This is a genomic window from Amphritea opalescens, assembly GCF_003957515.1.
Classification (GTDB): Bacteria; Pseudomonadota; Gammaproteobacteria; order Pseudomonadales; family Balneatricaceae; genus Amphritea; species Amphritea opalescens.
On record NZ_RQXW01000003.1, the window covers coordinates 273,894 to 292,940 of the forward strand.

Annotated in this window: 19 protein-coding genes; 1 reads left to right on the forward strand and 18 read right to left on the reverse strand. The window is 48.7% G+C overall.

Going from position 1 to position 19,047, the window contains the following annotated elements:
• Window positions 1–191: 191 nt before the first annotated feature.
• Entirely contained in the window at window positions 192–1,979 is a 1,788-nt protein-coding gene (locus EH243_RS05165) for a SulP family inorganic anion transporter (RefSeq protein WP_241234995.1), read from the forward strand.
• Here EH243_RS05165 and EH243_RS05170 read toward each other — a convergent pair.
• The 18 genes from EH243_RS05170 to ffh form a co-directional block, all read right to left on the reverse strand.
• Window positions 1,973–3,739 carry a GGDEF domain-containing protein gene (locus EH243_RS05170; protein ID WP_126157572.1) on the reverse strand — a complete coding sequence of 589 codons (1,767 nt, stop codon included), beginning with the start codon at window positions 3,737–3,739 and terminating at the stop codon, window positions 1,973–1,975. The two genes, EH243_RS05165 and EH243_RS05170, sit on opposite strands and share 7 nt — an antisense overlap.
• 193 nt (window positions 3,740–3,932) lie before the next feature.
• Entirely contained in the window at window positions 3,933–4,466 is a 534-nt protein-coding gene (locus tag EH243_RS05175; RefSeq protein ID WP_126157573.1) for a hypothetical protein, read from the reverse strand.
• A 4-nt stretch (window positions 4,467–4,470) separates the two neighbouring features.
• Window positions 4,471–4,782, reverse strand: coding sequence for an STAS-like domain-containing protein (locus tag EH243_RS05180; protein ID WP_126157574.1), 312 nt, complete (start codon window positions 4,780–4,782; stop codon window positions 4,471–4,473).
• Window positions 4,779–5,915: an ATP-binding protein gene (locus tag EH243_RS05185; protein WP_126157575.1), complete on the reverse strand. Its 1,137-nt coding sequence runs from the start codon at window positions 5,913–5,915 to the stop codon at window positions 4,779–4,781. The genes EH243_RS05180 and EH243_RS05185 overlap by 4 nt, the downstream gene beginning before the upstream one ends.
• Window positions 5,916–6,152: 237 nt before the next feature.
• A complete protein-coding gene (nfo, locus tag EH243_RS05190; protein WP_126157576.1) occupies window positions 6,153–7,001 on the reverse strand; it encodes a deoxyribonuclease IV in 849 nt (282 codons plus the stop codon).
• A 107-nt stretch (window positions 7,002–7,108) separates the two neighbouring features.
• A complete protein-coding gene (locus EH243_RS05195; RefSeq protein WP_126157577.1) occupies window positions 7,109–7,291 on the reverse strand; it encodes a hypothetical protein in 183 nt (60 codons plus the stop codon).
• Between the two features lie 28 nt (window positions 7,292–7,319).
• Window positions 7,320–9,053: a single-stranded-DNA-specific exonuclease RecJ gene (recJ, locus tag EH243_RS05200; protein WP_126157578.1), complete on the reverse strand. Its 1,734-nt coding sequence runs from the start codon at window positions 9,051–9,053 to the stop codon at window positions 7,320–7,322.
• A complete protein-coding gene (locus EH243_RS05205; RefSeq protein WP_126157579.1) occupies window positions 9,046–9,855 on the reverse strand; it encodes a YdcF family protein in 810 nt (269 codons plus the stop codon). Before EH243_RS05205 ends, recJ begins: the two co-directional genes overlap by 8 nt.
• A 72-nt stretch (window positions 9,856–9,927) precedes the next feature.
• A complete protein-coding gene (gene thrC / locus EH243_RS05210) occupies window positions 9,928–11,322 on the reverse strand; it encodes a threonine synthase (protein ID WP_126157580.1) in 1,395 nt (464 codons plus the stop codon).
• 28 nt (window positions 11,323–11,350) lie between these two features.
• Window positions 11,351–12,646, reverse strand: coding sequence for a homoserine dehydrogenase (locus tag EH243_RS05215; protein WP_126157581.1), 1,296 nt, complete (start codon window positions 12,644–12,646; stop codon window positions 11,351–11,353).
• Between the two features lie 210 nt (window positions 12,647–12,856).
• Window positions 12,857–13,597: a thioredoxin fold domain-containing protein gene (locus EH243_RS05220; RefSeq protein WP_126157582.1), complete on the reverse strand. Its 741-nt coding sequence runs from the start codon at window positions 13,595–13,597 to the stop codon at window positions 12,857–12,859.
• Between the two features lie 166 nt (window positions 13,598–13,763).
• On the reverse strand, window positions 13,764–14,675 hold the full coding sequence (gene xerD / locus EH243_RS05225; RefSeq protein WP_126157627.1) for a site-specific tyrosine recombinase XerD: 912 nt from the start codon (window positions 14,673–14,675) through the stop codon (window positions 13,764–13,766).
• 73 nt (window positions 14,676–14,748) lie between these two features.
• A complete protein-coding gene (locus EH243_RS05230) occupies window positions 14,749–15,165 on the reverse strand; it encodes a hypothetical protein (RefSeq protein ID WP_126157583.1) in 417 nt (138 codons plus the stop codon).
• 175 nt (window positions 15,166–15,340) lie between these two features.
• A complete protein-coding gene (rplS, locus tag EH243_RS05235) occupies window positions 15,341–15,700 on the reverse strand; it encodes a 50S ribosomal protein L19 (RefSeq protein ID WP_126157584.1) in 360 nt (119 codons plus the stop codon).
• 16 nt (window positions 15,701–15,716) lie between these two features.
• Complete coding sequence (gene trmD, locus EH243_RS05240) at window positions 15,717–16,466, reverse strand: tRNA (guanosine(37)-N1)-methyltransferase TrmD (RefSeq protein WP_126157585.1); 750 nt, start codon at window positions 16,464–16,466, stop codon at window positions 15,717–15,719.
• A gap of 3 nt (window positions 16,467–16,469) precedes the next feature.
• On the reverse strand, window positions 16,470–17,003 hold the full coding sequence (gene rimM, locus EH243_RS05245) for a ribosome maturation factor RimM (protein WP_126157586.1): 534 nt from the start codon (window positions 17,001–17,003) through the stop codon (window positions 16,470–16,472).
• Window positions 17,004–17,034: 31 nt separating this feature from the next.
• On the reverse strand, window positions 17,035–17,274 hold the full coding sequence (gene rpsP, locus EH243_RS05250) for a 30S ribosomal protein S16 (protein ID WP_126157587.1): 240 nt from the start codon (window positions 17,272–17,274) through the stop codon (window positions 17,035–17,037).
• Window positions 17,275–17,457: 183 nt separating this feature from the next.
• Window positions 17,458–18,858 (reverse strand): signal recognition particle protein, encoded by a 1,401-nt coding sequence (ffh, locus tag EH243_RS05255; protein WP_126157588.1) that lies wholly within the window; start codon window positions 18,856–18,858, stop codon window positions 17,458–17,460.
• Window positions 18,859–19,047: the final 189 nt, after the last annotated feature.

Sequence of the window (19,047 nt, forward strand, 5' to 3'; positions counted from 1 at the left end):
ATGAGTAAGCGTAAAGATTCAACTCTACGCCTTAATCGCCGGCGATATTAACCAAAGCCGTACTAATATAACGTGCGCCAATATAGCATGACTGGTCAGACACACTGAATAGCGCTTATAATGTTAGACGATAACGATATTCTATTTTATGCTATGAAGTACTCTACCTATACGAGGTCTATCCGCGGCTAATGTCTGAACCATCATCTCGCTTACCATCCGCCATGATACGCTACCTCCCCCTTGCTTACTGGCTAAAAGACTATCAGCGGGATGATTTTGTTAGTGATCTGATCGCCGGCATTGTGGTGGGGATCTTACTGATTCCTCAGGGTATGGCATATGCTTTCTTAGCCGGCTTACCCCCAGAATATGGTTTATATGCCGCGATTGTTCCGCTGTTTATCTACGCCTTACTCGGCTCTAGCCGAAGCCTCGCCGTAGGGCCCGTTGCCATCGCGTCACTGATGGTGGGCTCAACCATCGCCGATGCTACCGCCCGTGGGCTCGGAGACCCGGTTAACATCGCCATCAACCTTTCGTTGTTAGTCGGCGTGATTCTTATCTGTTTGCGCATACTGCGGCTCGGATCGATTGTTAACTTTATGAGCCATTCGGTCATCTCCGGCTTTACCAGCGCCGCCGCTCTCTTAATCGGCGTTAGTCAGCTGCGCCATTTAACAGGGCTTTCGATCCCCAACGATGGTTTTATCACGGATTCATTCGGCTTTTTGCTACAGCATCTTAGCAGTATCAACGTCGTCACCTTATTTCTGGGCTTACTGGGGTTATTAATACTTTGGTTTGCCAAGGCTCGACTCGCCAATCTACTCAGCCGTACAGCCTTACCCAACTGGTTGATTCAACCCATTTGCCGCGCCGGCCCCATGTTTGCCATGATTGTTGGCACTCTCTTGGTGGCAAGCCCTGGGTTAGATCAGCACTATCAGGTCGCGATTATTGGCAGCATTCCAGAAGGGCTGCCCAGCCTGCAACTTATCAGTATTGACCTACAACTGTGGCAACAACTCCTCACCCCCGCCATTCTAATCGCCCTGATCGGCTTTCTTGAAAGCGTCTCCGTCGGTACCACCTTGGCGAGCCGCGAGCGGGAACGCATCGAACCCAACAAGGAACTGATCGCTCTCGGCATGGCTAACCTTGGGGCCGCTTTCAGCGGTACCTATCCCGTGGCTGGCGGCTTCGGCCGTTCGATGGTGAACTTTGCATCCGGCGCCCGCACCACCATCGCATCACTGATCGCCGCCGTGATGGTGGCGGTAACGGTCAGCTTTTTAACGCCGCTGTTTTACTATCTACCCAAAGCGATTCTCGGCGCGGTGATCATTATGGCGGTGTTACCACTCATGGATATTCGGGCCTTCACCGATAGCTGGAAATTCAATAAGGCCGATGCGTTAACCATGTTCATCACCTTTATCGCGGTACTGACACTGGGCGTTGAGATCGGCATTCTCTGCGGGATCGCGATCTCTTTTCTACTGTTTATCTATCGCAGCAGCCAACCCCATATCGCCGTAGTTGGCCGAGTGGGCGAGAGCCAACATTTTCGCAATGTAGCACGTCATGAAGTCACCACCGATGAACATATCCTCGCCATCAGAGTCGATGAGAGCCTCTACTTTGCGAATACCCGCTTTGTGGAAGACTTTATACGTTCACAATGTGCCTCTCGGCGGGAGGTTGAACACGTCATTATGATCTGCAATGCGGTGAATTTTATCGACGCCAGCGCCTTAGAAAGTTTAGAAAATCTAACGGTACAACTGGCTTCTGAGGGGGTCACACTCCACTTAGCCGAGGTCAAAGGCCCGATTATGGATCGGCTACAAAAAACCTCCTTTCTACAACAGCTCAGCCCCGGACAGGTATTTTTTACCGCCGATGAAGCGATGCGAACCTTAATGCAGACGGGCGATAGTGAGACAAGCGCTTCATCAATAGAGCGCCATCAATGAGCGCGCATTTTTCGCCGTTGGGAAACAAACAGATAGCTGCCTTCCCGCTTTTTAGCTTCTTTTTTGGCTTGGGCAGCTAGTTCAGCCACCTCATGATAGCTCAGGCAACGATAAGGGTCCGGATGCACCACGCCACAGGATAGACTGAGCACCGGATAGAAGACCGAATCGCCTTTGCGACTCGCCGCCCAGATCCCCCCTTGTTCTAGATCTTTGGGGCTATAGAACTCACGCACAGCCTGATCAAATGCCTTCAGAATCCGTTCACAACGAAGCTGCCAGTCTTCGGTGCGAAACACCACCACAAAGTCATCGCCCCCCACATGGCCGGTAAAATTCTCACCATTGGCATGACGGGTCAGCAGTTCACCCAAGAGCTGAATCAGCCGGTCGCCCTTCACATAGCCATAATTATCATTGAAAGGCTTAAAATAATTGATATCAAAGTAGGCAACGCGAAAATTTTCCGTCTGCTTCAAGAGCCCATCGATCTCCCGATTGATCGGCACATTGCCCGGCATCAGGGTTAATGGGTTAGCATAACGGGCATTACGAATTTTCAGTTCAGTGATGTTTTTCAACAGGTCCCGTACATTACCGATCCCCTGATAGAGGCCATCTTTGGTGATCACCAGCCCTTGATGCAGATATACCGCATCCTGCTCGGTAATCAACCGCGAGACCTGTTCCAAACTGGTGTCCGACTCAATAATGATCGCTTTAGTATCCAGAATACGAGTCACCGGACGGTTTTCATACAGTGCCCGTCCATACTGGGTGGAGAACAGCTCTAGCAGATCAGAGCGATGCACCGTACCGATCGGCCGCCCCTCTTCCAGAACCGCCAAAATATCGTACAGTGGATTATCACTAAACAGCTGCGCGGTATAACCCATCTGGTCATCAAAGCTAAGCGCTGGCGCCGGGTGAATCAGCACCGCCGCCGTCTCGGCCATATCTTTTTCACTGCCAGCACGGCGCTTACGGGGCAGCCACTCTTGGCTATCACACTCCATTTTCGGCTGCTGTGTGGGCATGCCTAGATAGAACCCTTGGCCAATCGTTGCCCCCAACTCTTTTAGGGTCAGCAGCTCTGAGCGGGTTTCCACCCCCTCGACAATCACCTTCGAGCCAACACCGTTGGCGATACTGCAGATCGATTTTACAAACTGACGCTTAATCGGCTCACGATCCACATTATGGATAAAGTGACGATCAATTTTGACATAGTCTGGCTGCAGCTCCGACCAGAGTTTTAGCCCTGAATAGCCGGTACCCAGATCATCCACCGCCACCTTAAAGCCCATCTGTTTATAATAATTGATCGCTTCAAGGGTCAACCCATAGTTATCGAACGGATGCTGCTCTGAGATCTCAATAACGATAGAATCTAGCGGAATGTTCAAGGATTTGAGCCACTCAGCGGTTAATCCCTTACGGTGTTCTGGCGTCCCCAACAGCGATGCACTGACATTGAGAAAGAGCTTTCCTTCTAACTCTTGCTGCGCATAGGCTTCCAATGAAAGACGCCGACATAACAGCTCTAGCCGATGTTCCAAGCCACACGCCATCGCCGTGTTAAACAGAACCAGAGGCGAATGCAACTCACTGTTTTCCGGCCCACGAATCAGCGCTTCATGGCCCAGCACCTCACCTCGGCGTAGATCAACGATAGGCTGAAAATGAGGATATAACTGTTCCGTTTCAATCAGTTCCTGAAGTTGGGTATAACGATCGGGTATAGTCTGTGAAACGGTCATAGTCAAAGTGTCGGCAATGGCGGCTAATTCCGACTAGCTTATTAAGCCCAGGTGACAGTAAGATGACAACCGACAGGCTTTATCGCCATTCTTGTTAGCTAATTAAACCTAAGCACATCAAAAGTAGCACCCAATAATTTTATTTACAGGGATATTGAGCAGATAACACTTAAACCTATTAAGTTACACAAAATTACTTACAGGGCCTACGTTTATACTGTCGACGAAGTTTAGTAGTAATAGTTTTTATCGATATTATTCGATAATGATCTGCATTTAAGGGTCGATCATCATTTTCTTTATCATTAGTGACTGCTCTACGCAGATCCTTAAACAGTTCTTTTTGGTAAATGTTTCCTCCAACTTTTGCAATTTCACTCGCAATAGTCGTAAGTTCTTTAACCTCTCTAGTAAGCCTTCCCATCGAAATCACATCTCGAGAATCGTTAGCAGCAGTCATCCAAAAGTTAAGAGACTCATCTTCAAGAACCGCTAATTTTTCACGAAATTCTCTGACCCATTCATTGTGGCTGGCAACTCTGGTTAATTCCTTATTTTTAGTCCATTGCACAATAGCGATTATGATACTGATAGCACAAGTGAAAAGAACTAAAAACCAAGTTACGTACTGCGTTTCATCTTGCAGCAATCCAACAAAACCATCTAACCATCCGTACTCAAAATCCTCACTAGCACTAAGCATGTCTAAATCATCAGATTTATTCATACCACTACTCATTATTAGCAATCTCGTCATCTATATACTCTTGAATTTCATCAATAAGCTCTGGCTCTTCATGTGAAATAAACTTGATGCTTTTGACTAAGTCCGGCGGAATTCCCACTCGAATTAAGCCGCCAAATGCCTCTTCAAGAAAAGATGAGCCAAAGCCTTCCGTATCATCAAGATCAACTGTCATATCGCACTCTTCGCTTAGTTCTTTAATCAACCATTCCCTAAACTCCTCACCTGAGCTAGGCCCCAGTTTTTTGTATCTTGGCCCCGGACAAGGGTATCTACTAGCAACCTTTATAATCTTCATTGAATATCCACCTTTAAGGGTATAACCCACTCAACAATTGTTCCAGAAACCGACCGTTTGTGGTCTATTGTCACTTCTTTAATCATACCTTCAGTACCTTTATACATATACTTTCCATAGTTAGAAGAAATAGACATAAAGCCAGTACCTATTGAGTCAATTACTTGCTTCATATCTGTTAATCCTTTACCGCGATATGATTTTCCCGTTCTAGTACGAGACAAGCTTGAAGCTGCTTGAATATATGTAGAATCTTTTGCCTTAAAAAACTCAAATCCTAACAGATCAAAAAGCTCCTCAATTTGGGACGCTCCCTGTGTTTTTGGTAACGTGAGAGGTATGCCAACACCTTTATCACAAATAACAACCACCAATTCGGAATCTCTAATTCCAGCGAACGTCCACCATTTTGCTGTATTATCTGCTTCACAGTGAATATTATCGTCAATATATGCATGCTCTACAGAGTTGGACATAGCCTCAACAAAGCCTCGGTAAAGCTTTTTACTTGCACTTCTTTCCAATTCATTTTTTATATCTGCAATCATATCTTTAGCAAGAATAGGCTCAGAACATGCACCTGAAGTATATTTCCAGAATGTCACATCATCATATTCTTTTGTCTTTCGCGTTTCTTTTTTAAGCAAGTCATAAAACCCCACTTGCTTTAGAATGCTTTCCATCTTGGGATCTTTTGGATGATTAAATGATACAGCTCGCACACCCAACCTGCTCTTTTTAGTTATAACATCAATTTCTGCCAAAAATGACAACATCGCAGCAGCGCTGATGTACTGAGTATCAGAAAAATTAAGATAAATTCGTCTATTAGCTCTCAGAGCACAATCTCTCACATCTTCAAGGAAGGAGTTCGTAAGCTCATAATTATCTTTATGATAATAATCAATGCTACCAGGAACCCTAAAGGTAACTCTTGTGTTAGATGAATAATTATTAGAACGTGTCACTCTGTGGTGTGGAAACTTCACTTTATCTAATGACTGTTTCGCTTTTTCAAGCACTTCCCAAGAACAATGCTCACAGTTTCTTAACTTCGCTTTTAATTTGCTGCGCTTAGCCCTCAAACACTTTTTATTAACAATAGAAGCCTTAACTACAGTTTTTTTCTTCATCCTCTCCTCCTTGAAAAGTCCATATTACCACGAGATTTTATATAAGTGAGTAGCTCTTTCACCTATACAATATGAGGCTTCGTAGGAATACGACACCTTTATCAATGACTGTAAAGCTTCATGGCGACTTACGCTGAGCTTCAGGCAAAATAAGAATTACGCTGTCACAGCTCACCGCATAAACAATAGTATTATTATTGATCATATTTATACCTGACTGCCTCCAAGTAAAGAGGGTTACCTCTGCAAGGAGAAACCGCGGAGCATCTGTATCTCTTCGGGCCATATTGTTTCATCGATAGTTTCCAATACCATCGGGATACCCTGAAAACGAGCATCCGCCATAATAAAGCGAAATACCTCTAAACCGATCTCCCCCATCCCCAAGCTGTGATGGCGGTCTTTATGGCTGTCAAAGGTTGCTTTGGAATCGTTCAGGTGCATCCCCTTCAGATATTCAAACCCCACAATGCGTTCGAACTCAGCAAAAGTATGCTCGCAATCCGCACGGTCACGCAGATCATAGCCGGAAGCAAAGGTATGACAGGTATCGAGACAAACACCCACCCGACTTTTATCTTCAACTCGGTCGATGATCTGTGCCAAATGCTCAAAACGGCAACCTAGATTACTGCCCTGACCGGCGGTGTTCTCGATAACAGCCGTCACACCCTCGGTTTTATCCAACGCGATATTGATGGATTCAGCAATGGTATTAAGACAGGTCTCTTCATCCACCTTACGCAGATGACTGCCCGGGTGAAAGTTGAGATAACACAGCCCCAGTTGTGCGCAACGCTGCAGCTCATCGATGAAAGCGGCCCTCGACTTAGCCAACGGTTCAGCTTCTGGATGACCTAAATTAATAAGATAGCTGTCGTGCGGCAAAATCTGCTCTGCCTTAAAACCCAACCGTTCACAATTATCACGAAACGCTTTGATACTGGCGGCGGTAAGCGGTTTCGCCTCCCAACGGCGTTGATTTTTAGTAAACAGGGCAAAGGCATTAGCCCCCAACTTAGCCGCATTCAGTGGGGCGTTTTCAACACCACCACTGGCACTAACATGAGCGCCGACGTAATACATAGTTAACACCTTAAAGAGTTTTTGAGATCACCAGAGATGGCAGAGGGTCGTGCTTAAGGTAGATCAGCGCGCAACCGGAGCTTCCGATTGCGCAAGGGCGATAGTGATTACAGCTTGCAGCCGCCACCTAGGCAATCATCAAAATCCATACTTTCCAGCTCGGCACGTTCCGCTTGGGCGGTTTTAACACGGCTAAACATCAGTGCTTCGACACTACCATCATCACTAATACCCGCTTTTTCGAATACAGCAATCAGTGTGTTTAGCTCGTCTAGGGTAAAATCATTCATCGTTTTGCTCTCATTAAAAATAGCGGCCTTAAAGCGGCAGCAGGTGGTCAATCATTAATTGCAGGCTACGCTGCCCACGAAATTCATTCACATCTAAACGATACACAGCCCGTACTCGCTGAATGGCATCATTCGGCCAGATATCGGTATCGGCATTAAAGTGGATCGCATCGATAGCGGTTCCACTCTCGGGCTCCATCAAGACTAACTTCAGGTGGCGCTGGCCTACAATACGTTGCTGCAGCAGGGCGAACTCTCCGTCAAACAGAGGTTCTGGAAACTCGTGTCCCCAAGGGCCTGCTTCTCGCAGCAGCTCAGCCATCTCCATGGTCATCTCTGACGAGGATAAACGACCATCGGTGAGCACCGCATGTTGCAGCTGCTCTGCACTCAGCTGACGCCGCACTTCCGCATCAAACGCCTGCTGGAATAAACTGAGGTTTTCGGCGGCGATGGTCATGCCGGCAGCCATCGCGTGGCCACCAAATTTTTTCAATAATTCGGGGTGTTTAGCAGCTACCGCATCGAGGCCATCCCGAATATGGAAGCCATTAACCGAACGCGCAGAACCTTTTAATTCACCCGCATCCCCCACCGCAAATGCAACCACGGGGCGATTCAGCTTTTCTTTGATACGTGAGGCTAAAATACCGATAACCCCTTGATGCCAATCGACATCATAGAGGCATAGGCCAAAGGGCAGTTCCCCTTCAGCATCCAACTCTAGCTCTTCCAGCAAGGCGTTGGCCTGTTGCTGCATCTCTTGCTCAATCCCACGCCGCTCCTGATTCAGGCTATCAAGCTGCAAGGCAAGCTGTTGAGCCCGTTCCGGATTATTCGTTAGCAAACACTCGATACCGATCGACATATCATCCAGACGCCCAGCGGCGTTCAAACGCGGCCCCAAGGCAAAACCTAGATCGGTGGCGGTCATACGACTGCGCTGCCGTCCACTGATCTCTATCAGCGCCAGCAGACCCGGACGCGCTCGGCCCGAACGGATACGCTGCAACCCTTGATACACCAGCGTACGGTTATTCTGTTCCAGTGGTACCACATCGGCAACGGTACCCAGCGCGACCAAGTCCAGCAAAGACGCCAGATTAGGCTTGGCTAGCCCCTGTTGATCAAACCATTGCTGTTCATCCAACGCCCGTCGTAAAGCGGTCATCACATAGAAGATCACACCAACACCGCAGGTGGATTTTTCACTAAAGTGACAGTTGGGTTGATTGGGGTTCACAATGGCGCAAGCCGCTGGCAATCGCTCTCCCGGCAAGTGATGGTCGGTCACCACTACATCGATACCAAGACTGTTGGCTTTGGCAACGCCATCGACACTGGAGATACCATTATCTACCGTGATGATGAGATCCGGCTTCAACTCGGCGGCCACCTTCACAATCTCGGGGCTTAGCCCGTAACCATACTCGAACCGGTTGGGCACCAGATAACTTACCCGTTTTGCGCCCATCATCCCCAGCCCAAGCAGGCCGACCGCTGTACTAGTCGCGCCATCGCAATCGAAATCGCCCACAATCAGAATATGCTGATCCTGCTCGAGCGCTTGGATTAAACGCTTAACGGCCGCCTCCAGCCCCAACATATCCCGACCGGTTTGTAGTTGCTGCAGACTACGCCCTAACGCATCAATATCATCGAGACCACGGCTCGCATAGATACGAGCGAGTAGCGGATGAACCTGATTAAAAATCTGACTATGTGAATCTGCCTCTCGGCGACGAATGATAAGATCACTCATTAACAGGGGTACCCAAAGTAGCGGCTGGAAATAACGTATCGGTTTTATCCGTCAAATAGTAGACAGTCAAACCGATCCACTCACGCACTGCGATTGAAAGTTCATAAAGATTGCGGCCTAGATCTGCCCGCCAACTACTCAAGCCAACCGGCCGGGAGTAATAATCCACAGGATAGGGAATAACATTCCAGCCCTGCAGCCTAAAAATCCCCATCGAACGGGGCATATGATATGCCGAGGTGACCAACAACCAGCCGCGAGGGTCGTTAAGATCGATACCCGCGGGAACCATATCTTGGCTATAAATCGCATTCTCAAAGGTATTCCGCGAATCCCGCTCAAAGATTACCCGTTGATCAAGCTGCAGGGCCTTGAGCCAAGTACGCTGCACATCGGCGCCCCGAAACTCAGCCTTAAGCACCGAACCCGAGCCGCCCGTCAGAATCACCGGCACATCCTCATAACGCTGCAACAGGGGCAAAATAGCCATATTCCGCTCCGCCGCCATATTGAACTGCGGTTGTTGCCAAATCTGGCTAAGTTCCGCCTCTTCAGACCCGCCGAGCACCACTATACCGGCCACCTCGTGCGGCAGAGTAGCCGGTGATGGGAAACGCTTTTCTAGCGGTTGTAGCAGCAGATCCCCGACCGGATAAAAAGTCAGCAATAACAAACAAACCGCCGCCAGCGAAGAAAGCTTACGCCACCCCTTCAATAGCCCCAATACCAACAGTAAAACCAGAAAATTACCTGGGTTAGCTAACACCCAAAAACCTTTCGACAATTGAAAAAACAGGTCCATGCTTGTTATCCCCCAATAAAAAGCCCGTTAAGGTCAGGGACTCTAACGGGCTATTATCAATGCATCAAGCGATTAGTCGTTATGCACATGCTCGGCAACAAACTGCTGCACGGTTTTTAGTTCATTAGGCAGTACGGTGAACTGCTCTTCACGCTCAAATAGATCCGCCATATGGGCCGGTAACTGAGGCGATTCAAGCCCCGCTTTCAACACCGCTTCAGGGAATTTCACCGGATGGGCCGTCGCCAACACAATCATAGGTACGCTTGCATCGCGCTTACATTCACGCGCAGCCACCACACCGATAGCGGTATGTGGATCAAGCAGATAACCGGTTTCAGCGGCTACCGTTTTAATCATGTCGCAGGTTGCTTCATCATCACAGGCAAAGCTATCAAACAGTTCACGGACTTTTTCCCAGCGCGGCTGATCAAGCTGTACCGCTTCTGTTTTAAACTTCGCCATTAAATCGCTAATCGCTGCACCATCACGGCCATAGACATCAAACAGCAAACGCTCAAAGTTAGACGACACCATGATATCCATTGATGGTGACAAGGTATGAACCAGTTCCCCCTTACTCATATCATTGCCGGAAATCACCCGGTGCAGAATATCGTTTTTATTGGTCGCCACGACCAACTGACTGATCGGCAAGCCCATCTGCTTAGCCAGATAACCCGCAAAAATATCGCCGAAGTTACCGGTTGGCACGGAGAACGCCACATCACGATGCGGCCCACCAACAGCCAGCGATGCAGAGAAGTAATACACGATCTGGGACATAATACGCGCCCAGTTGATCGAGTTCACGGCACCTAGCTTACGTCCACCGAGGAAATCTTGATTGGCGAAGCTATCTTTGACCATCTCCTGACAGTCATCGAAGTTGCCTTCTAGGGCGATATTGAACACATTATCTTCGATAATGGTGGTCATCTGTTTGCGCTGAACTTCAGACACCCGGTTGTACGGATGCAGAATAAAGATATCCAGATGCTCACTGTGACGACAGCCTTCGATCGCCGCCGAACCGGTGTCTCCAGAAGTAGCCCCCATGATAACCAGACGCTCTTGGCGCTTGGTCAGGGCATAATCCATCAACCGACCCAGCAGCTGTAGGGCAAAATCTTTAAACGCGAGGGTTGGGCCGTGGAACAGCTCCAGCACCCACTCATTGGTACCCAGCTCTTTCAACGGCGCAACAGCGGTATGATTAAAGCCCGCATAGGTGTCATCGATCATCTTTTTCAGATCAGCATCAACGACACAATCACCCACAAACGGCTTAATAATCTTATAAGCTAACTCGTTATATGGCAGGCCCGCCCAAGAGGCAATCTCCTCTTTGCTAAAGGTTGGCAGCACTTCGGGTACATATAAACCACCATCACTCGCCAAACCGGCCAGTAATACTTCCTCAAAATTCAGCGCTGGGGCCTGGCCCCGGGTAGAGATATATTTCACGATCTAAATTCCTACGTTTGCGGTTGCCTTATAGATGCTCAACACGGATACGAGTTACCGCTTCGTTCACATCAGCCAACGCTTCAATCTTAACAATCGCTTCGTTCATCAGCTTTTCCTTCACATCCTGAGTCAGAATAATGACAGGCACTTGCTGCTGATGGGTCTCTTTCTGCACGATCGCATTAATACTAATCTCAGATTCGCTCAGAATAGAAGCAACCTTTGCCAGTACTCCTGGGCGTTCATTCACCGTCAGGCGTAGGTAATAGCCACTCACAACCTCTTCAACCGGCGAAATTGGCATCTCAGACAGACTACCCGGCTGGAAAGCCAGATGAGGTACGCGATTATCACGATCAGCTGTCAGCATCCGCACGACATCAACCACATCAGCGATCACCGCAGAGGCGGTGGGTTCTGCACCGGCACCCGCACCGTAATACATGGTCTGACCTACCGCATCACCATCGACCAACACCGCGTTCATCACGCCGTGTACATTCGCCAGCAGTGCTTTTTCAGGAATCATCGTCGGATGGACCCGCAGCTCGATACCGCTTTCGGTGCGACGACTAATACCTAAATGCTTAATCCGGTAACCCAGCTCTTCAGCATATTGCACATCGGCCGCCGTAATATTACTGATCCCTTCGGTATAGGCTTTATCAAACTGCAGTGGGATACCAAAGGCGATAGACGCAAGAATAGTCAGCTTATGCGCCGCATCAATCCCTTCCACGTCGAAGGTGGGATCCGCTTCGGCATAACCCAGCGCCTGCGCTTCGGCCAGTACATCTGCAAAATCACGGCCTTTATCGCGCATCTCGGTCAGAATAAAGTTACCGGTGCCGTTGATAATACCCGCCAACCAGTTAATTCTATTACCCGAAAGCCCTTCACGGATCGCTTTGATCACCGGAATACCGCCGGCAACGGCTGCTTCAAACGCCACCATCACGTTTTTCTTTTGGGCCGCGGCGAAGATCTCATTACCGTGCACGGCGATCAACGCTTTGTTTGCGGTCACCACATGCTTGCCGTTTTCAATAGCGGTCATCACCAGCTCAAGCGCTGTATCATAACCACCGATCAACTCAATAATAATGTCAATTTCAGGGTTGCGAGCAACCTCGAAAATATCCGCTGTAATATGGGTACCCTGGGTGTCGCAATCAGGATTTTCACGACGGGCGCCTATCGCTTCTACAACGATACTACGACCCGCACGACGGGCGATCTCTTCCGCGTTGCGCTTGAGTACATTAAACGTACCACCACCAACGGTGCCAAGACCACAGATACCAACTTTTACAGGTTTCAAACCATTACCTCACGCTATTACTAGGCTATCAGAGCGACAGACATTTCTGCGGTTAAAAAATAGGCACGCATTATAGCTAAATCCACGTCTAAGCTCTACGCAGCGCCCCACCTCAGGTTAAAAAAAATCACCTTTCCAGAAAAAGGCTATAAAAAAAGAGAGCCTAGGCTCTCTTTCATCATAACAGGATGGTAATAACCGTTTTAATGTTTACTTAACACCCAACATTCCCGCCAATTGGGCTGCAGGCATGTAGCCCGGCACCATAGTGCCATCTTCCAGCACCAACGCAGGTGTTCCGGTAACCCCCATCTGCTGACCTAATTGGTATTCATCCATCACCGGACTATCGGCACAACTGATCATCGGGATGGTTTGACCCGCTTTCGCTTTATTCATCAAGCTAACCTGATCCGCTTCATCTGCACACCAGATAGCATCCATCACCTTTTGCGTTTTTGAACCCGCACCCGCACGAGGGAAGGCTAAATAGCGCACTTCGATGCCACGCGCGGTAATATCTTCAATTTCGCCATGCAATTTACGGCAATAGAAACAATCCGTATCGGTAAACACCGTCAAATGCGCTTTTGTTTCACCTTTCGCTGGATAGACAATCATATCGTCACGCTTAAGCGCCGCTAACTGATCGACTCGGCTGGCTTTTTTACCCTCTTCCGTCAAATTAACCAGCTGACCATCCGTCTCTACCCGAAACACTTCACCAACAATAAAGTGGCTACCGGAATCATTGACGTAGAGTTTCTCACCACTGGCTAGCGTAACCTCATAGAGCCCAGGAAACGCAGCATCAGCAACGGCAACAATAGGCACCTGACTATTAAGCGAGCTCAACGCAGCACGAATCGTGGCTTCTTTATCGGCATCTGCCGCGGACACATTGAAGCTCAATAGAGCCATAGCCACCCAGGAGAAAAATATTTTGCGCATAATACCCTCTAACACCCAGGTTTCCGGGCATCTTTCATCAAAAATGTTACTTAACGGGCCCCAAAGATCAGACCCCAGCTAAAAAACTTACCCTTAAGACGCTAAAAGCACCACTTAGTTTCCAGCCTAGCCGCGAAAACTGAAAATAACCTGAAAATCTGGCATATCAGCCTCGGGGGTGGTGCTGCTTATGCAACGATTGTAAACGATGCTGAGCAATATGCGTATAGATCTGTGTGGTCGACAGGTCACTATGACCCAATAAAAGCTGCACCACCCGCAGATCGGCACCATGATTTAACAGGTGAGTCGCAAACGCATGTCGCAATACATGGGGTGAAGGTAGCTGCTCTATCCCCGCCGTTAAGCCATGGCGTTTGATACGGTGCCAAAAGGTTTGCCGCGTCATCTGCTGCCCACGACGACTAGGGAAAACAACCTCATTCTGAGAGTCATGAATCAACGCGGGACGCGCCTGCTTGATATAGCGCACCAGCCAATCAGCCGCTTCATCACCTAAGGGTACTAAGCGCTCTTTATCTCCCTTACCCACCACTCGGATGACACCTTGGCGCAGATTAATCTGCGACAGCTGTAAGCTAACTAACTCACTGACCCGCAATCCCGATGAATACAACATCTCGAGCATCGCCCGATCACGAAAGCCTAAAGCATCGCCGGTATCCGGCGCCTGCAATAACGCCTCAACATCCGCTTCACTTAAACTTTTCGGCAAGGGTCGGCCCCGCTTAGGACTATCAACTTGCAGCGTAGGATCTTCACTCAAGACCCCTTCCCTTAATTGATAACGATAAAAACCACGTAAACAGGACAGCAAACGAGCGGTAGAACTCCCTTTCATCCGCTGCCGGACACGCCAGTTAAGGTAACTCAACAGGTCGGTGCGACCCGCGACTAACAGGCCGCTTTGACGGCTATTCAACCAACACGCATAGATAGATAGATCCCGTCGATAGGAGCCGAGGGTATTCTGGCTTAGCCCTTTTTCCAGCCATAAGACATCAATATAATGTTCTATAAGTTCAGTATCGCGGGGGGAGGGATGTTCGGCGGTCATACGGCCATCGATCGACGACCCTTCAGTTGATAATTCACTCGTCACTCAGGCGGCACCTTTTACTCAGCTCACGCTAGCGCAACACTTGAAGCCCAGACAGCTTGGTTTTATTAATGGGGTAACTGGCGCTACCACGACCAACATGCTCATCGATATAGAGCATATTGCCATTAACACTTCTGAGCACGCCTTCTACTTTGCGACCATAATAGGTTTCTAGCTTTACCCAGCTGCCGACATATTGACCAATATGCTCATGGCTAACCGACTGGTAACGCTTTTCGACCCGCACTGTATCGTGACTACCACCTCGCACCGCACGTCGAATCGCTTCACGGGTTGCTTCTCGACGTCGCTCCTCTTCGGACATCTTAGGCGGTGGTTGATGCTGAGCCTTATGACCTGGCGGCGGATGTTTATCGTCAGCCCCGTGGGCACCGACAACTACCAGCAATAATATCGAGCTTAATCCGAACGATAGTCTCTTCAAAACCCCAATCCAAAGCGATAGTTTAATTAATATATCTACGGCGTATAAACAGCCACAGCACGAGAACAGATAAGCGATACTGTCTTAATTCTACTGTGAGTTCTGCAGTAGTGCGAATTTCAAACACAAAAAAGGCGACCGAGGCCGCCTTTTTATGCTCAAACCGAGTAAGTAATTACTTAGACAGTTTTTCTTTAATACGTGCAGACTTACCACTACGCTCACGCAAGTAGTACAGTTTAGCCTGACGTACGTCACCGCGACGCTTAACTTCAATGCTGTCTACAGTAGACGCGAAAGTTTGGAAAGTACGCTCAACACCAACACCGTGAGAGATTTTACGTACAGTGAACGCAGAGTTAACGCCACGGTTACGCTTACCAATCACAACACCTTCAAACGCCTGTAGACGCTGACGGGTGCCTTCAACTACTTTTACCTGAACAACAACGGTATCACCCGGTGCAAATTCTGGCACTTCTTTATTCATCTGTTCAGCTTCGATCTGCTGAATGATAGAGTTTTTGCTGCTCATCGCTCGCTCCTAAATACTAACCCTGAGACGCTTCTGTCTCACGGATAAATTCGTTTAACAATGTTTGCTGCTCTTTGTTTAACTCAAGATCTTCCAGCAGCTCAGGACGCCTTTTCCAGGTTCGCCCCAATTGCTGTTTCAGACGCCAGCGTCTGATCGATTCATGGTTACCGCCAAGCAACACATCAGGTACGGACATATCGTCAAGTTTTTCCGGTCGGGTATAGTGCGGACAATCGAGCAGTCCATCACTGAAAGAGTCTTCAGCAGCCGAGTCCTGATGGCCAAGCACACCGGGAACCAGTCGTGATACCGCATCGATCATAACCATGGCTGGTAGTTCACCACCACTGAGCACGAAATCTCCCAGTGACCACTCTTCATCGATATCGGTTTCAACAAGACGCTCGTCAATACCTTCATAGCGCCCTGCCACCAGAATCAACCGCTCTTCAGCAGCTAGCTCTTTTACTCCAGCATGATCGAGTCGGCGCCCCTGCGGTGAAAGATAGATCACTCTAGCCTTTCCACCAGCAGTCTGTTTCGCTGCCTGGATCGCGTCCCGCAGCGGCTGCACCTTCATCAACATACCGGGACCACCGCCATAAGGTCGGTCATCCACCGTACGATGCTTATCCTGTGTAAATTCTCTTGGATTCCAACACTGCACATCCAGCAAGCCGTTGCGCACTGCTCTTCCGGTAACGCCGTGACAGGTGACCGCCTCAAACATCTCCGGAAAAAGAGTAATTACACCGATCCACACCGGTTAAAACTCCGGATCCCAATCGACCCGAATCGTACCTTCTTCAAGGTTTATCTTTTTCACCACCTGATCAGGCAGATAGGGAATTAATCGCTCGCGGCGATCAATACTCTCTGCATTACCCTTCACCACCAAAACATCGTTAGATCCGGTAGCGATCAGATGACTTACCTTACCCAGCTTGTCGCCGGACTCGGTTAATACATCAAGCTTTTCCAACTGGCTCCAGTAGAAATCACCCTCTTCCAATTCAGGAAGCAGACTGCTTTCTATCGCGATATCAACGCCACAATACTGTTTCGCGAGATCCCGATCATCGACTCCGGCTAGTTTTGCAACCAACCCCTTACCATGTTTTTTACCATCCGCTATTTTGAACGGTAACCACTGACCATTGATATTCAGTAGCCATGGCGAGTAATCGAGGATGCTCTCCATCGGCTCGGTATGGGAATAAACCTTCACCCATCCCTTAACACCATAAAGTGTGGTGATGCGCCCGACGGTTGTTATATCTTCAGACGTATAGCCACTCATCACTCAAACCCGACTGATTGCTTCAATATGATTACTTAGCTTCTTTAAGAAGCTTAGCAACACGGTCAGACATCTGAGCGCCTTTAGCTACCCAGTACTCGATACGCTCTTGGTTGATGCGCAGAGTCTCTTCCTGACCCTTAGCCAGCGGGTTGAAGAAACCAACACGCTCAATAAAACGACCGTCACGCGGATTACGAGAATCAGCCACAGTCAGGTGATAGAATGGACGCTTTTTAGCGCCGCTACGAGCTAGACGAATAGTTACCATGCGTTAGGTCCCTTTATTAAGTGAGTTTTGATATCGCTCACAGTTTACAGATAACAGTCTCATTCCGACTTTTTAATAAAGCCGACGCAGACTGCACCCATTTAAAAAACAGGCCGGCATATTACGTGAATTTACCGGCCCTGTGAAGCTTTTTGATTATAAATTAGTCACACGAAAAGATGGTTACATCCGAGGGAAGCCACCAGGACCGCCCATTCCACCCATACCGCCCGGCATCATACCTTTCATGCCGCGCATCATTTTCGCCATTCCGCCTTTAGATGAAAACTTCTTCATCATTTTCGCCATCTGTTTATGTTGCTTCAGCAGACGGTTTACGTCTTGAATCTGCGTGCCTGAACCCGTTGCAATCCGCTTTTTACGTGAACCGGAGATAACATCTGGACGCTTGCGCTCATGGGGAGTCATCGAGTTGATAATAGACTCAAACTGCTTAAAGCCTTTCTCTGCACTGGACAGATCAGCGCCCTGCATCGCGCCACCCATCTGCCCCATACCCGGCAGCTTATCCATCAGCGATGCCATGCCGCCCATGTTGTTCATCTGTTCGAGCTGATCACGGAAATCTTCCAGATCAAAGCCTTTACCTTTCTGAACTTTCTTAGCTAAGCGTTCGGCTTTATCTTTATCAACCTTCTGTTCAACTTCCTCAATCAGGGAGAGCACATCCCCCATACCGAGGATTCTTGAGGCGATACGATCCGGATGGAACGGCTCAAGAGCATCAACTTTCTCACCCACACCCAAGAATTTAATCGGTTTGCCGGTGATATGACGAACCGATAGGGCAGCACCACCACGGGCATCACCATCGGTTTTGGTCAGGATCACACCGGTCAGCGGCAATACATCATTGAACGCCTTAGCCGTATTGGCGGCATCCTGACCCGTCATCGCATCGACAACGAACAGGGTTTCAACCGGATTGACCGCTGCATGCAGCGCTTTGATCTCGTCCATCATGTCGCTATCGACATGCAAACGACCGGCGGTATCGACGATCAGAACATCAAAATGCTTAATTTTGGCGTGATGAATAGCCGCATTAACGATATCGATCGGCTTCTGCTGAATATCAGAGGGAAAGAAATCAACCTCAACTTCAGCCGCCAATGTTTCCAACTGCTTGATCGCTGCGGGACGGTATACGTCGGCAGACACCACCAGCACTTTTTTCTTTTCGCGTTCGCGCAGAAAACGTGACAGTTTCGCCACAGAGGTGGTTTTACCCGCCCCCTGTAGACCGGCCATCATCACAACGGCGGGCGGCTGAGCCGCAAGGTTAAGACCTTCATTGGCCTCACCCATCACTTTTTCTAGTTCCTGCTGTACGATCTTAACAAAGACCTGCCCCGGGCTCAGGCTCTTGCTGACCTCCGTTCCTACAGCACGTTCTTTTACATTGCCAATAAACGCTTTAACAACCGGCAATGCTACATCGGCTTCCAGCAGGGCCATGCGCACTTCGCGCAGAGTCCCTTGAATATTGTCTTCGGTCAGTTTTGCCTGGCCTGTGACCGCTTTAAGCGTTTTTGCCAGACGATCCGTCAGATTCTCAAACATAGTTACGCCTTGAGGTGTTAAATCCGCTACTGTTTATGCCAGAGCCAGCTTCGAGTCTGCTCTGTGACAGTAAAATAAAGTGGGCTATTATACAGCAGCCGCGTCCTTTAGGAACCTGATAATAACGCCGCAGCGATGATTAAATAACCAGCGACCGTTAACCGCGGCGAATTGACCCCGTATCAATAT